The organism is Hydrogenophaga sp. (assembly GCF_028698005.1).
GTDB lineage: Bacteria > Pseudomonadota > Gammaproteobacteria > Burkholderiales > Burkholderiaceae_C > Hydrogenophaga.
The window spans coordinates 1-15,570 of the sequence record NZ_JAQVEJ010000060.1; the positions used below are offsets into that span (position 1 = coordinate 1).

General features: G+C 65.8%; 11 protein-coding genes and 1 pseudogene. 3 read left to right on the forward strand and 9 right to left on the reverse strand.

All coding sequences use genetic code 11. From position 1 onward, the window contains the following. The 4 genes from PHQ87_RS08010 to scpA all read right to left on the reverse strand — a co-directional run. The coding region (locus tag PHQ87_RS08010; RefSeq protein ID WP_300232854.1) for an acetyl/propionyl/methylcrotonyl-CoA carboxylase subunit alpha at nt 1-1,965 on the reverse strand (1,965 nt) is incomplete at its 3' end. A 323-nt stretch (nt 1,966-2,288) separates the two neighbouring features. Next, nucleotides 2,289-3,821: an acyl-CoA carboxylase subunit beta gene (locus PHQ87_RS08015; RefSeq protein WP_300232856.1), complete on the reverse strand. Its 1,533-nt coding sequence runs from the start codon at nt 3,819-3,821 to the stop codon at nt 2,289-2,291. A 76-nt stretch (nt 3,822-3,897) separates the two neighbouring features. Beyond that, nucleotides 3,898-4,896 carry a methylmalonyl Co-A mutase-associated GTPase MeaB gene (gene meaB, locus PHQ87_RS08020; RefSeq protein WP_300232858.1) on the reverse strand — a complete coding sequence of 333 codons (999 nt, stop codon included), beginning with the start codon at nt 4,894-4,896 and terminating at the stop codon, nt 3,898-3,900. Then, nucleotides 4,893-7,049 carry a methylmalonyl-CoA mutase gene (gene scpA / locus PHQ87_RS08025; protein ID WP_300232860.1) on the reverse strand — a complete coding sequence of 719 codons (2,157 nt, stop codon included), beginning with the start codon at nt 7,047-7,049 and terminating at the stop codon, nt 4,893-4,895. The genes meaB and scpA overlap by 4 nt, the downstream gene beginning before the upstream one ends. 218 nt (nt 7,050-7,267) lie before the next feature. Here scpA and PHQ87_RS08030 point away from each other — a divergent pair, with 218 nt between their 5' ends. After that, entirely contained in the window at nt 7,268-7,903 is a 636-nt protein-coding gene (locus PHQ87_RS08030; protein WP_300232862.1) for a GntR family transcriptional regulator, read from the forward strand. Between the two features lie 83 nt (nt 7,904-7,986). Further along, complete coding sequence (locus PHQ87_RS08035) at nt 7,987-8,877, forward strand: Dyp-type peroxidase (RefSeq protein ID WP_300232864.1); 891 nt, start codon at nt 7,987-7,989, stop codon at nt 8,875-8,877. Nucleotides 8,878-8,894: 17 nt separating this feature from the next. Here the strand turns inward: PHQ87_RS08035 and dusA are convergent, their stop codons facing one another. After that, nucleotides 8,895-9,908 (reverse strand): tRNA dihydrouridine(20/20a) synthase DusA, encoded by a 1,014-nt coding sequence (gene dusA, locus PHQ87_RS08040; protein ID WP_300232866.1) that lies wholly within the window; start codon nt 9,906-9,908, stop codon nt 8,895-8,897. Nucleotides 9,909-9,984: 76 nt separating this feature from the next. On the opposite strand from dusA, the gene PHQ87_RS08045 reads away from it, so the two are divergent. Continuing rightward, nucleotides 9,985-11,235, forward strand: a complete 1,251-nt coding sequence (locus tag PHQ87_RS08045; RefSeq protein ID WP_300232868.1) for an MFS transporter — start codon at nt 9,985-9,987, stop codon at nt 11,233-11,235. A gap of 40 nt (nt 11,236-11,275) precedes the next feature. Here the strand turns inward: PHQ87_RS08045 and phbB are convergent, their stop codons facing one another. The 4 genes and pseudogenes from phbB to PHQ87_RS08065 form a co-directional block, all read right to left on the reverse strand. Further along, nucleotides 11,276-12,013 carry an acetoacetyl-CoA reductase gene (phbB, locus tag PHQ87_RS08050; protein WP_300232870.1) on the reverse strand — a complete coding sequence of 246 codons (738 nt, stop codon included), beginning with the start codon at nt 12,011-12,013 and terminating at the stop codon, nt 11,276-11,278. Nucleotides 12,014-12,076: 63 nt separating this feature from the next. Beyond that, nucleotides 12,077-13,255 (reverse strand): acetyl-CoA C-acetyltransferase, encoded by a 1,179-nt coding sequence (locus PHQ87_RS08055; protein ID WP_300232872.1) that lies wholly within the window; start codon nt 13,253-13,255, stop codon nt 12,077-12,079. Between the two features lie 31 nt (nt 13,256-13,286). Then, nucleotides 13,287-14,891, reverse strand: a complete 1,605-nt coding sequence (phaC, locus tag PHQ87_RS08060; protein ID WP_300232874.1) for a class I poly(R)-hydroxyalkanoic acid synthase — start codon at nt 14,889-14,891, stop codon at nt 13,287-13,289. A 596-nt stretch (nt 14,892-15,487) separates the two neighbouring features. Further along, nucleotides 15,488-15,570: pseudogene (locus PHQ87_RS08065) on the reverse strand (laccase domain-containing protein); the annotation flags it as partial.

The window sequence follows — 15,570 nt, forward strand, 5'->3', positions numbered from 1 at the left end:
GGCAAACAGCACGTTCTCCATCTTCATGGCCTCGATGACGGCCACCCGCTCGCCGGCCTGCACCTTCTGGCCCGGCTGCACCGACACATCCACCAGCAGCCCCGGCATCGGCGAGAGCACATATTTGCTCATGTCTGGCGGCGCCTTGAAGGGCATCAGCCGGTGCAGTTCGGCCATGCGCGGAGAGACCACCATGGTTTCCAGCTTGGTGCCGTTGTGCTGCACCACCAGGGCCAGCGGATTCTTCGCGGAACCGCGCTCCATTTGCGCCGTGAAGGGCTCGCCATTGACTTCGCCGGTGATGACGATGTCATTCAGGCGCGAGGGCGAACTGATCTTGAAACGCCGTGAGCCCACCTGCACGGATGCGTAGCCGGTTTCGCCGACAAATTCCTCCACGCGCACCGGGGTGTACCGGTGCTCGCCATCGTGCGAGAGGCTGATGACGGTGTAGTCCTGTCCGACCTTGACGCCGTAGCCGGGCAACTGGCCCGAAATGCCGGTGGCACGCTCACGGCTCTTGCGGCGCACGAAAGCAGCCAGGGCGATCAGGAAGTCCGCATCGTCGTGCGGCACGTCCTCGGCGCGGAAGCCGTCGGCGTAGTGCTGCGCGATGAAGCCGGTGTTGAAAGTGCCCGAGACGAAATCCGGATGCGCCAGCAGCGCCGCCTGGAACGGGATGTTGCTGTTGATGCCGCGGATCACGAAGCCGTTGAGCGCCTCGCGCATCTTGGCAATCGCGTCGTTGCGGTCCTTGCCGTGCACGATGAGCTTGGCGATCATCGAGTCGTAGTACATCGGGATCTCGCCACCCTCGAACACGCCGGTGTCCACGCGCACGCCGTACTTGTGGGCCGTGTCGGCCTGCCACATCGATTCGGCCGGCGGCGTGAAACGCACCAGGCGGCCCGTGCTGGGCAGGAAATTGCGGAACGGGTCTTCTGCGTTGATGCGGCACTCGATGGCCCAGCCATCGCGCCTGACGTCGGCCTGCGTGATGGCCAGCTTCTCGCCGGCGGCCACGCGGATCATCTGCTCGACCAGGTCCAGCCCGGTGATGCACTCGGTCACCGGGTGCTCGACCTGCAGGCGGGTGTTCATTTCCAGGAAGTAGAAGTCCTGGTCCTTGCCGACCACGAACTCCACCGTACCGGCCGACTGGTACTTGACGGCCTTGGCCAGCGCCACGGCCTGCTCGCCCATGGCCTTGCGCGTGGCGTCGCTGATGAAGGGCGACGGCGCCTCTTCGATCACCTTCTGGTGGCGACGCTGGATCGAGCACTCGCGCTCGTTCAGGTAGATGACGTTGCCGTGGCTGTCACCCAGGATCTGGATCTCGATGTGGCGCGGCTGCTCGACGAACTTCTCGATGAAGATGCGGTCGTCGCCGAAGCTGTTGCGCGCCTCGTTCTGGCACGACGCGAAGCCCTCGAAGGCCTCCTTGTCGTTGAAGGCCACGCGCAGGCCCTTGCCACCACCGCCGGCCGAGGCCTTGATCATGACGGGGTAGCCGATCTTCCTGGCGATCTCGACGGCCTGCTCGGGGCCGGCAATCGGGTCGTTGTAGCCGGGGATGGTGTTCACCCCGGCTTCGGTCGCCAGTTTCTTGGAGGCGATCTTGTCGCCCATGGCGGCAATGGCGTGCGCCTTGGGACCGATGAAGGCGATGCCTTCCTTCTCGCAGCGATCGGCGAAGGCTTCGTTCTCGGACAGGAAGCCATAGCCCGGGTGGATGGCCTCGGCGCCGGTGGCCTTGGCGGCCTCGATGATCTTGTCGGCCACCAGGTAGGACTCGCGGCTGGGCGCCGGGCCCAGCAGCACGGACTCGTCGGCCAGACGCACGTGGCGCGCCTCTTTGTCGGCCTCGGAATACACGGCCACGGTAGCAATGCCCATCTTGCGGGCGGTGGCGATGACGCGGCAGGCGATTTCGCCTCGATTCGCGATCAGGATTTTCTTGAACATTTCAATCTCCTAGAGGGGAGCAGGTGTGTTGTTGATTGGGTGACGGATCGCTGTACCCGCCATGGGCATGGGGTGCCTGCCTCCGCTCATGTCCCCCGCCGACCTGCGGTCGGCTCCTCCTTTACCTCGCTGCGACAGGCACCCCATGCCCATGGCTGCGAGCGACATAAAGACGGCGATAGGGGCTAACCCGTCACTCAGCACCGGGTGGCCCGGGCGTTTTGCGCAGGTAAAGGAGGAGCGCGAAGCGCGGGGGACACGGAGCACAACGCCCGGGCCACCCGATTCAGCGCCAGAGAAAGTCATGACAGCACCCACCCAACTCAAAGCGGCATGTTGCCGTGCTTGCGCCACGGGTTTTCCAGCTTCTTGTCCTTGAGCATCACCAGCGAGCGGCAGATGCGCTTGCGCGTTTCATGCGGCAGGATCACGTCGTCGATGAAGCCGCGCGCACCGGCCACGAAGGGGTTGGCGAAGCGGGCCTTGTACTCGGCTTCGCGGGCGGCCAGCTTGGCCGGGTCCTTCTTTTCCTCGCGGAAGATGATTTCCACCGCGCCCTTGGCACCCATCACGGCGATCTCGGCATTGGGCCAGGCCAGGTTGACGTCACCGCGCAGGTGCTTGGAGGCCATCACGTCGTAGGCGCCGCCGTAGGCCTTGCGGGTGATGACGGTGATCTTGGGCACGGTGCACTCGGCGTAGGCGTACAGCAGCTTGGCACCGTGCTTGATGATGCCGCCGTATTCCTGGCTGGTACCGGGCATGAAGCCGGGCACGTCCACGAAAGTGAGGACCGGGATGTTGAAGGCATCGCAGAAGCGCACGAAGCGCGCGGCCTTGATGGAGCTCTTGATGTCCAGGCAGCCGGCCAGCACCAGCGGCTGATTGGCCACAATGCCCACGGTCTGACCGTCCATGCGGGCAAAGCCGACGATGATGTTCTTGGCGTAGTCGGGCTGGATCTCGAAGAAGTCGCCATCGTCGACCGTCTTGAGAATCAGCTCCTTCATGTCGTAGGGCTTGTTCGGGTTGTCGGGTACCAGGGTATCCAGGCTCAGGTCGGCGCGGTCGATCGGGTCACCGCTGGGGCGCACCGGTGCCTTCTCCCGGTTGTTGAGCGGCAGGTAGTTGTACAGGCGCCGCAGCATCAGCAGCGCCTCCACATCGTTCTCGAACGCGCCGTCGGCCACACCGCTGCGGGTGGTGTGCGTGATGGCGCCACCGAGTTCCTCGGCGGTCACTTCCTCGTGCGTCACCGTCTTGACCACCTCGGGGCCGGTCACGAACATGTAGGAGCTGTCCTTGACCATGAAGATGAAATCGGTCATGGCCGGCGAGTACACCGCGCCACCCGCCGACGGGCCCATGATCATGCTGATCTGCGGGATCACGCCCGAGGCCATCACGTTGCGCTGGAACACCTCGGCATAGCCGCCCAGCGAGGCCACGCCTTCCTGGATGCGCGCACCGCCCGAGTCGTTCAGGCCGATGACCGGGGCACCGACCTTCATGGCCTGGTCCATGATCTTGCAGATCTTCTCGGCATGCGCCTCGGACAGCGCGCCGCCAAACACGGTGAAGTCCTGGCTGAAGACGAACACCAGACGACCATTGATCATGCCGTAGCCGGTGACCACGCCGTCGCCGGGAATCTTGTTGTCGGCCATGCCGAAGTCGGCACAGCGGTGCTCGACGAACATGTCCCACTCTTCGAAAGTGCCTTCATCCAGCAGGATTTCGATACGCTCGCGCGCGGTGAGCTTGCCCTTGGCGTGCTGCGCATCGATGCGCCGGGGGCCGCCACCCAGGCGTGCCGCCGCGCGTTTTTTCTCCAGTTGCTCAAGAATGTCATGCATGGTGTGTGCTCCGGTGTGAATCGGTCTGATGTGTCGTATCAAGGCGTCCGCGCCAGCAGGTTGGCGACGGGCGGTGTCAGTCGAACAGCTCCAGCAGTTGGCGTGCGGCCGTCGAAGCCGCCAGGCGGCCCTCGATGACGGCATGGCTCGTGGCGTCCAGCGCCTGGCGCACCTTCGGGTGTTCGCGAAAGCGTTGCTTGAGGCCGGCGTCGATGCGCTCCCACATCCAGGCTCGCGCCTGTTGCTGGCGCCGGGTGGCCAGACGTCCATTGGCGCTTTGCAGCGTGCGGTACTCGCTCACGGCGGCCCAGAAGCTGTCCACCCCCTGGCCATGCAGGGCGCTGATCTGGATGACCTTGGGCTGCCAGGCCCGGTCACCGCCGTGTTCCGGGTTCCCGTGCAGACCCAGCAGCCGCAGCGACGAGGTGATCTGCGCCCGTGCGCGGGTGGCGGCATCGGGGTCGATGTCCGCCTTGTTGATGACCACCAGGTCGGCCAGTTCCATCACGCCCTTTTTGATGGCCTGCAGGTCGTCGCCGGCATTGGGCAACTGCAGCAGGCAGAACATGTCGGTCATGCCGTGGACGGCGATCTCGCTTTGACCCACGCCCACGGTCTCGACGATGACCACGTCGTAGCCGGCGGCCTCGCACACCAGCATCGACTCGCGTGTTTTCTCGGCAACGCCGCCGAGCGTGCCGCCGCTCGGGCTGGGCCTGATGTAGGCACGCTCGTGCACCGACAGGTGCTCCATGCGAGTCTTGTCACCCAGGATGGAGCCTCCTGAAACGGTGCTCGACGGATCGATGGCCAGCACCGCCACGCGGTGGCCCTGCGCGATCAGGTACAGGCCCAGCGCCTCGATGAAAGTGCTTTTGCCAACGCCCGGTACACCGCTGATGCCCAGACGCAGACTCTGGCCGGTATGCGGCAGCAGCGCGGTGAGCAGTTGGTCGGCCTGCACCCGGTGGTCGGCGCGGCTGGACTCCAGCAGCGTGATGGCCTTGGCCATGGAGCGGCGCTGGACGGCCGGCGCGCCCGAGACGATGCCGGCATGGAGTTGTTCCGGATTCAAGCCGCCGCCTTCTTGATCTGCTCCAACACATCCTTGGCGCTGGCCGGGATCGGCGTACCCGGCCCATAGATGCCCTTGACGCCGGCGTCGTACAGGTAGTCGTAGTCCTGGCGCGGGATCACGCCACCCACGAACACGATGATGTCGTCGGCACCCTGTTTTTTCAGCTCGGCAATGATCGCCGGCACCAGCGTCTTGTGGCCGGCGGCCAGGGTGGACACGCCAACGGCGTGGACGTCGTTCTCGATCGCCTGGCGAGCGCATTCCTCGGGCGTCTGGAACAGCGGCCCCATGTCGACGTCGAAGCCCAGATCGGCAAAGGCCGTGGCCACCACCTTGGCACCCCGGTCGTGGCCATCCTGACCCAGCTTGGCGATCATCACACGCGGGCGACGGCCCTGCGCATCGGCGAATTCGGTGATTTCGGCCTTGAGCTTTTCCCAGCCCTCGGCACTGTCATAAGCGGCTGCGTACACCCCGGTCACCTTTTGCGTATCGGCGCGATGGCGCCCGTAAACCTTCTCCAGCGCATCGGACACTTCGCCGACGGTGGCGCGCAGGCGGATGGCCTTGATCGACAGGTCAAGCAGGTTGCCCTGCCCCGACGCGGCGGCTGCCGTCAGCGCATCGAGCGCGGCCCGCACGGCCGCCTGGTCACGGCTGGCCTTGATGGCCTGCAGGCGTGCGATCTGGCTCTCGCGCACCTTCACATTGTCCACCTCCAGGATCTCGACCGCGTCTTCCTTGTCCAGCTTGTACTTGTTGACACCGACGATGACATCCTTGCCCGCATCGATGCGGGCCTGCTTCTCGGCCGCCGCCGCCTCGATCTTGAGCTTGGCCCAGCCACTGTCCACCGCACGGGTCATGCCGCCCATGGCATCGACCTCCTCGATGATCTTCCAGGCCTCGTCGGCCATCTGCTGGGTCAGCGTTTCCATCATGTAGGAGCCGGCCCAGGGGTCCACCACACTGGTGATGTGCGTTTCTTCCTGGATGATGAGCTGCGTGTTGCGCGCGATGCGGGCGGAGAACTCCGTCGGCAGCGCAATGGCTTCGTCCAGCGCATTGGTGTGCAGGCTTTGCGTGCCGCCGAACACCGCCGCCATGGCCTCGATGGTGGTGCGCACCACGTTGTTGTACGGGTCCTGCTCGGTCAGGCTCCAGCCACTGGTCTGGCTGTGCGTGCGCAGCATCAGGCTCTTGGGGTTCTTGGCCCCGAAGCTCTTCATGATGCGGCACCACAGCAGTCGGGCGGCACGCATCTTGGCGATCTCCAGGTAGAAGTTCATGCCCACCGCCCAGAAGAACGACAGGCGCCCGGCGAAGGCATCCACGTCCATGCCCTTGGCAATGGCGGTCTTGACGTACTCCTTGCCGTCTGCCAGGGTGAACGCCATCTCCAGCGCCTGGTTGGCACCGGCTTCCTGCATGTGGTAACCCGAGATCGAAATCGAGTTGAACTTGGGCATGTGCTGCGCCGTGTACTCGATGATGTCGCCGATGATCTTCATCGACGGCTCGGGCGGGTAGATGTAGGTGTTGCGAACCATGAACTCCTTGAGGATGTCGTTCTGGATCGTGCCCGCCAGCTTGTCTTGCGGCACACCCTGCTCTTCGGCCGCCACCACGTAGCCGGCCAGAATGGGCAGCACGGCGCCGTTCATGGTCATGGAGACGCTGATCTTGTCCAGCGGAATGCCGTCGAACAGAACCTTCATGTCCTCCACGCTGTCAATGGCCACACCCGCCTTGCCCACGTCGCCGGTGACGCGCGGGTGGTCGCTGTCGTAGCCACGGTGCGTGGCCAGATCGAAGGCCACCGACACGCCCTGCCCGCCGGCAGCCAGTGCCTTGCGGTAGAAGGCGTTCGACTCTTCGGCGGTAGAAAAGCCCGCGTACTGGCGAATCGTCCATGGCCGCCCGGCGTACATGGTGGCCTGGGGGCCCCGGATGAAGGGCTCCAGCCCCGGCAGCGTGTTCGCGTAGGGCAGATCCTTCGTGTCCTCGGCGGTATAGAGTGGCTTGACGGTGATGCCGTCGGGCGTGACCCAGTTGAGCGCGTTCAAGTCACCCCCCGGTGCGGATTTCTGGGCCGCCTTGGTCCAGGCTTCGAGGGTGGCAGGGTTGAATTCGGGATGTTGGGAACTCATGGGCGCTCGCTGAGGGTCGGTGGCGTGATGTCAAAGACGAAGAAAAAGACAGGTCGCCGGGGAAGCCCGCAAGATCGGGCGATCTGTGGCTGCACTGCGCAGGAACAACCGGCGATTTTACGTCATTCATAATTATTGATGCAAAATATTCTGAGGCTCTTACAATCGCCGGACCGAAAACCGCCCAGGGTCCGTCTCTGGTCCGCCCCCTTTTTTGCATGACCGACGCCTCCCTCGCCCCTCGCGCCCTGTACGAAGAAGTTGCCGAACGGCTGCGCCAGCGCATCTTCCGCCGTGAACTGGAGCCCGGCAGCTGGATCGACGAGCTCAAGATCGCCGAGGAACTGGGCATCAGCCGCACGCCGCTGCGCGAGGCGCTCAAGGTGCTGGCGGCCGAGGGGCTCGTCACGATGAAGGTGCGCCGCGGTGCCTACGTCACCGAGGTGTCGGAAAAGGACCTGGCCGACGTGTACCACCTGCTCTCGCTGCTGGAATCGGATGCCGCGGGCGTCGTGGCCCGCAGCGCCGGCGAGGCGCAGTTGCGCGAACTGCAGGCCCTGCACGAGGAACTGGAAACCGCCACCGGCGACCGCGAGCGCTTTTTCGCGCTGAACGAGCGCTTTCACATGCGCCTGCTCGAAATGGCCAACAACCGCTGGCGTCAGCAGATGGTGGCCGACTTGCGCAAGGTGATGAAGCTCAACCGCCACAACTCCCTGTTCAAGTCCGGCCGGATCGAGGAATCGCTGGCCGAGCACCGCGAGATCATGCGCGCCCTGCTGACACGCCAGGCCGAGCTGGCCACACAGCGCATGCGTGAGCATTTCGACAACGGACTGGAAGCGGCGGCCTGAAACGGCCTGGTCCGCTGCTACAGTTCCGGCATTGGCCCTGCAATACCGGGGCCCGTGCAGCACATTTGCCAGGAGTCCGACGTATGTCCCTTGCCGCCGCCGCCCAGCCGGGCATCTTGCAACCCATCCCGGCCCAGGGCCGCTACCTCACCTGCCAGTTGCGGGTGGGTACCGATCCGCGTGACGTGCTCAGAGCCCTCGTCGCCCGGACCGATGGGGAGGCGACGGTCGTCGGACTCGGTGAATCGCTGGTGCGGGAACTGGGTGCCAGCGTGCCAGGGCTGAAAAGCTTTTGCGGCATCGACGGCGCACGCACCAAGCTGCCCGCGACCCCGGCCGATCTGTGGCTGTGGCTGCGCGGCTCCGACCGGGGTGAATTGCTGATCCGCAGCCGCCACCTGAGCGCCCTGCTGGCCCCCGCCTTCGACGTGGCGGACATCACCGATGCCTTCAGCCACCGCACCAACCGCGACCTCACCGGCTACGAGGATGGCACCGAGAACCCGAAGGGCGATGCCGCGATCGAAGCCGCCCTGCTGCCTGAAAGCGCGGGCGCTCTCGCCGGCAGCAGCTTCGTGGCCGTGCAGCGCTGGCGGCATCACCTGGGCCGCTTCGAGGCCATGACGCGCCAGCAGCAGGACCTGGCCATCGGCCGTGAACGCGACAGCAATGAGGAGATCGAGGACGCACCGGCATCGGCGCATGTCAAGCGCACCGCCCAGGAAGACTTCGAGCCCGAGGCCTTCGTGCTGCGCCGCTCCATGCCCTGGGCCGACGGCAACGAAGGTGGCCTGGTCTTCACCGCCTTCGGCCGCTCGTTCTATGCCTTCGAGGCTCAGTTGCGCCGCATGTCGGGCGCCGAAGACGGCATCATCGACGGCCTGTACAGCTTCACCCAACCGGAGACCGGCGCCTATTTCTGGTGTCCGCCGGTGCGTGACGGCCGCATTGACCTGGGTGCTGTCGGCCTCTGAGCCCCCGGCCAGGCCGCTCAGGCCGTGGCCGTCTGCGCCGCCTCGGCCGTCGCCTCCACATGGGCCTGGGCCAGCGCCCAGACCTCGCGCGGCGGCAGCGGCTTGAGGCGGTGGTCACTCCAGACCTGGCGCCACTTGCGCGCGCCACGCAGCCCATGGCGCAGCCCCAGCATATGGCAGGCCACCGAATACCACGGCGCGCCATCCTCGGCATGGGCGCGTTCCATGTAATCGACCATCGCCAGTTCCACCGCCTCGCGCGTGGGCACCGGGCGCGCCGCATCGCCGAAGAAACGTGCGTCCCAGCCCGCCATCAGCCAGGGGTTGTGGTAGGCCTCGCGGCCGATCATCACACCGTCGACGTGTGCCAGGTGGCCGGCGATCTGCTCGTCGGTGGTGATGCCACCGTTGATGGCAATCGTCAGGTGCGGAAAATCCTGCTTGAGCCGGTGCACCAGCTCGTAGCGCAGCGGCGGGATTTCGCGATTTTCCTTGGGTGAGAGGCCCTTGAGCCAGGCATTGCGCGCGTGCACGATGAACACCTCACAGCCACCGTCGGCCACCGTGCCCACGAAATCGCGCACGAACCCGTAGCTCTCCTCGCGGTCGACGCCGATGCGGTGCTTGACGGTGACGGGGATGTCCACCGCGTCGCGCATGGCCTTGACGCAGTCGGCCACCAGGACGGCCTCGTTCATCAGGCAGGCGCCGAAGGCGCCACGCTGCACCCGCTCACTCGGGCAGCCACAGTTGAGGTTGATTTCGTCGAAACCGTGCGACTGCCCCAGCGTCGCGCAGCGCGCCAGCGCGTCCGGCTCGCTGCCCCCCAGCTGCAGGGCCACGGGATGCTCTTCGGCGTTGTAGCGCAGGAGCTGGGCCGTGTCACCATGGATGAGCGCACCGGTCGTCACCATCTCGGTGTACAGCAGGGTGTGGCGCGTGAGCAGGCGGTGGAAATAACGGCAATGGCGATCCGTCCAGGCCATCATCGGGGCCACGGACAGGCGCCAGGGAGAAACGGGAGCAAGCATGACCGGGATTATCCCGGAGCGCCCCGATCACGCAGGTGTCAGCAGAATTTGACCATTTGCGGCACACTCGCCGCCCATGCCACCCGCTCCGCTCACCGACCCACCCCAGCCCGTACAGGAACCCCGACGCCTGCTGTGGGTGATGCTGCTGGCACTGGCCGCCGGTTTCACGCTCAGCCAGGCATTCCGGACAGCGGCGGCCATCCTGGTCAACCCCATGCAGGCGGAATTCGGCCTCTCGCCGACCGAGATGGGGCTGTTCGCCGCCACCTTCCACTTCGCGTTCGGCGCACTGCAGATCGTGATGGGGCTGGGCATCGACCTGCACGGCGTGCGCCGCACGGTACTCATGGCCTCGCCGCTGGCGGTGCTGGGCGCCGTGCTGTGCGCATTCGCGCCGGGCTTCCCGCTGGCGGTGCTGGGCCAGGCACTGATTGGAATCGGCTGCGCCCCGGCGTTTCTGGTCTGCACCGTGTTCATCGCCCAGCGCTTCCCGTCCACGGAGTTCACCGCCATCTCGGGCATGGTCATGGGCATCAGCAGCCTGGGCATGCTGTTCACCGGCACCCCGCTGGCCTGGCTGACCGACCACCTGTCGTGGCGCGCCGGGTTCGGCGTGCTCGCCGTCGGTGCCGCACTGGCCTGGCTAGCCATCTTCGTGCTGGTGCGCGAAGTGCCCACGACGCAGCCGGGCACCCACCAGCCCTCGGTGCGCAGGGCCTTGCGCGAATTCGCCGAATTGCTGACGCTACCCCACACCTGGGGCATTCTGGCCCTGTCGTTTGTCACCTACGCCTCGTTCATCGCCCTGCGCGGCCTGTGGCTGGGGCCGATGCTGATCGAGCAGTACGGCTTCACCCTGGTGCAAAGCGGACACGTGGCCCTGGCGGTGTCCATGACGGGCCTGTTCGCGCCACCGGCCTTTGGCCACCTGCGCCTGCACGGCATCCGCGAGCGACGGCGCTGGATCGTCGCCTTCACGGTGGTCATGGCGCTGATGTACGTCGTGCTCGCCATCAACCCGGGAGCGGCGGCCAGCGTGGTCGTCATCGTCCTGGCCGCCATGCTCAGCGGCTACATCGTGCTGCAGTATGCCGACGTGCGCGCGGCCTATCCGGCCGCGCAGACCGGGCGGGCCATGGCCCTGTTCACGATGGCCATGTTCCTGGGCATCGCCTCGATGCAATGGGCCACGGGGATGGCGGCGGCGGTGGCGGCCGAGCGTGGCTGGCCACCCTTCGCCGCCGTCAACGGCCTGATCGCGCTGCTGTTGCTGCTGGGGGCCGCGGCATTCGCCTGGCTGCCGGCCCGCCAGCAGACGCGGTGACAGACGGGCGCGCCGCCGTGGCGGCGACGCACCCGGGGCATCAACCCATGTGCAGACCGCCGTTGACCGAAAAATCGGCCCCCGTGGCGTAGCCGCCTTCTTCACTGGCCAGCCAGGCAATGATGGAGGCGATTTCCGAAGGTTCGCCCAGACGCTTGACCGGCACCGTGGCGACGATCTTCTCCAGCACGTCGGGGCGGATGGCCCGGACCATGTCGGTGCCGATGTAGCCCGGACTGACGGTGTTGACCGTCACGCCCTTGGTGGCGAGCTCCTGCGCCAGGGCCATCGAAAAACCGTGCATGCCGGCCTTGGCGGCCGAGTAGTTGGTCTGGCCGGCCTGCCCCTTCTCGCCATTGACCGACGAGATGTTGATGATGCGGCCCCAGCCCTTTTCCACCATGTCCGGCACGACCTGCTTGGTCACATTGAACATCGAGTCCAGGTTGGTGCTCATCACGGCATCCCAGTCTTCCTTGGTCATCTTCAGGAACATGCGGTCGCGCGTGATGCCGGCGTTGTTCACCAGCACATCGATGGGACCCACTTCGGCCTTGGCCTTGGCAAAGGCTTCGACGGTCGAGTCCCAGTCGGCCACATTGCCCACCGAGGCATGGAATGTGAAACCCAGTGCCTTTTGCTCATCCAGCCATTTCTGGGCATCGCGGGTAGGACCGCAGCCGGCAATGACCTTGAAACCGTCCCTGGCCAGACGCTGGCAGATGGCGGTTCCGATACCCCCCATGCCGCCGGTGACGTAAGCGACTTTCTGATTCATGTGGTGTGCTCCTCAAGAGGTGGTGCCGAATTGGCAAAAACAGTCGGATGGAAACGGAAGTGCTTATCGCTCGACGGCCAGGGCAACCCCCATGCCGCCGCCGATGCACAGCGCGGCCAGCCCCTTCCTGGCACCGCTGCGCTGCATCTCGTGCAGCAGCGTGACCAGGACGCGGCAGCCCGAAGCCCCAATGGGGTGACCGATCGCGATGGCGCCGCCATTGACGTTGACCTTGGCCGGATCGATGTCCAGCGCCCGGTTGACCGCGCAGGCCTGGGCAGCGAAGGCTTCGTTGAGCTCGAACAGGTCCACGTCGGCCGCCTTCCAGCCCGCCCGTGCCAGCGCTTTTTGCGACGCCGGCACCGGGCCCATGCCCATGGTGGCCGGGTCCAGACCGCTGGTGCCGAAGGCTGCGATGCGTGCCAGCGGCGTCAGGCCCAGCGCCGCCGCCTTCTTGGCGGTCATCACCATCACGGCGGCAGCGCCGTCGTTGATGCCCGAAGCATTGCCCGCCGTCACCGTGCCCGCCTTGTCGAAGGCCGGCCGCAGACCCGCCAGAGCCTCGGCACTGGTCTTGGTGTTGATGTACTCGTCGGCGGCAAAGACGATGGGGTCGCCCTTGCGCTGCGGGATCGTGACGCCCACGATCTCGTCCTTGAACTTGCCGGCGGCCTGGGCCGCGGCGGCCTTTTGCTGGCTGCCCAGCGCCAGCGCGTCCTGCATCTCGCGGGTGATGCCATGCGCCTTGGCCACGTTCTCGGCGGTGATGCCCATGTGGTACTGGTTGTAGACGTCCCACAGGCCGTCGACGATCATGGTGTCCGTCATCTTCCAGTCGCCCATGCGCTGGCCATCGCGGCTGCCGTTGAGCACGTGCGGGCTGGCACTCATGTTCTCCTGGCCACCGGCGATGACGATTTCGCTGTCACCCCAGGCCACGGCCTGCGCCGCCAGCATCACGGCCTTCAGGCCGGAACCGCAGACGGCGTTGATGGTCAGCGCCGGGGTTTCCTTGGCCACGCCGGCCTTCATCATCGCCTGGCGGGCCGGGTTCTGGCCCACGCCGGCGGCCAGGACCTGGCCCATGATCACCTCGCCGATGGCGTCGGTCGGCAGGCCGGTGCGCGCCAGCAGCTCCTTGATGACGACACTGCCCAGTTCGGTGGCCGGTGTCTTGGCCAGGGTGCCGCCGAACTTGCCCACGGCGGTACGGGTGGCTGCCACAATGACGATGTCTTCCATGAGTCGGTCTCCTTGGAGGTTTCAAAAACAATCAGGCCTTTGCCTTGACGTAGCGGCCCGGGGCCGGCTCGATGGCTTGGTAGGCCTTGCCCCGGCCATAGGCCTTGGGGGCAGCGATCTGTTTGCCGGCGTGGCCCTTGAGCCAGGCGGACCAGTCGCCCCACCAACTGCCCGGGTGCTCGGCGGCACTGGCGATCCAGTCGTTCACATCGGCCGGGAACTTGCCCGCCGGCCCGATCCAGTGGCTGCGCTTGCCCTTGGCAGCAGGGTTGATGACGCCCGCGATGTGGCCCGAGGCGCCCATCACGAAACGTTTCTTGCCCGGCAGCAACTGCGTGCTGCCATAGGCGCCGGCAATGGGAACGATGTGGTCCTCGCGCGAGCCATAGATGTAGACCGGCAGCCTGACCTGGCGGAAATCGATCTTCTCGCCGCACACCGTGGCCGCACCGGGCTTCACGTAGCGGTTTTCCAGGTACAGGTTGCGCAGGTACCACGCGTACCAGGGGCCCGGCAGGTTGGTGCTGTCGCTGTTCCAGTACAGCAGGTCGAAAGGTGGCGGGGTCTCGCCCTTGAGGTAGTTGCCCACCACGTAGTTCCAGACCAGGTCGTTGGGCCGCAGGAAGCTGAAGGTGGTGGCCAGGTCACGTCCCGGCAGGAGGCCACCGTTGGCGAACTGCATCTCGCGAAAGCGCACGAAGCTCTCGTCGATGAACACGTCGAGCACGCCGGTGTGGGTAAAGTCGAGCAGCGTGGTCAGGAAGGTGGCGCTGGCCACCGGCTCCTCGCCACGTGCCGCCAGCACCGCCAGCGCCGTGCCCAGCATGGTGCCGCCGACGCAGAAACCCAGGGCATTGATCTGCGGCGCGCCACCGATGTCCCGCACCACGTCGATGGCCTGGATGACGGCACCCTCGATGTAGTCGTCCCAGGTCTTGTTCGCCAGCGACTCGTCAGGGTTGCGCCAGCTCACGACGAAGGTGCGGTGCCCCTGTTCGACGGCATAGCGGATGAGGGAGTTGTCCGGCTGCAGGTCGAGGATGTAGTACTTGTTGATGCAGGGCGGCACCAGCAGGAACGGCCGTTCGTACACCTTGGGCGTGAGCGGCTTGTACTCGAGCAGCTGGAACAACTCGTTCTCGAACACCACGGCGCCCTCGGTCGTGGCCACATTGCGGCCGATCTCGAAGACGCTCTCATCGGTCATCGACACATGGCCCTGCCGGATGTCGTGCAGCAAGTTGGCCACGCCTTTGGCAATGCTCTCGCCCTGTGTCTCCATGGCCTTCTTCTGCGCGTCGGCGTTGAAGGCGAGGAAGTTGCTCGGCGCGCTGGCGTCGATCCACTGCTGGACGGCAAAGCGCACCCGGGCGCGCGTCTTGTCATCGCCTTCGACGGCGTCGGCCATGGCCATCAGTGTGCGGGCGTTGAGCAGGTAGACCGCCGCCGTATAGGATGCCACCGGGTTGGACTGCCACGCTTCGCCAGCGAAGCGGCGGTCGGTGGGCGGCGTCGGCTGCAGGCCCTGATTCCACAGCTCGGCGGCCTCTTTCAGGTAGGTGGCCTGGATCTCCAGCAGCCGCGCCGGGTCGATCCGCGCATCCTGCCCTGCCGTCTGGGTGAACAGCTCGCCCATACCTGCCATGCCGGCAAAGCCACCGGGCGACGGCATGCCCAGCGGATTGGCCGGACCATCGGGTGGCATGAAGGCCTTGAAAGCGGCCAAAGGGTCCAGGCCAGCCTGGGCATCTGCACCGCCCATGCCCTGCGTGAAACGGCTCCATGGGTTCTGCCACTGTTGGCGATAGTGCTGTACGGCCTCCATCCAGGCCTGCTGCAGGTCTTTGGCTGATGTCATGCTTGTCTCCCGAGTGTCACCCGGCGGTTTATGATCCGACGGGTCGGTCTTGTTGTCCGGGTTTTCCCTAGTGTCGATAATCTGGCTTCCAGCAAGCTGACATTCCCTCTCAATTGGATGATGCAGGTGATCGCATGTATCTGGTGGTGATCGCTTGGCTGTATGTGGCCCTCATGATGTCGGCGGCAGAAGCCACGGCGCCCAACGGTTCCATTCTCGGAGCCATTGTGACCTTTTTTCTCTACGGGTTGCTGCCGATCGCACTGGTGGTTTACCTGATGGCCACGCCGCACCGCAAACGTGCGATCCGGGCGCGGGAGGCGGCGGAACGTGCCGCCGAACAAGCCTCAGCAAATGCCGTGCCCGACGCCGTGTCAGCCGAGCCAGATGCAGGCGGCCATGCGGCCGGAGCTGCCGAGCCGGGCGGCGTCGCGGCGATGCGAAAAGAACCTTGAAG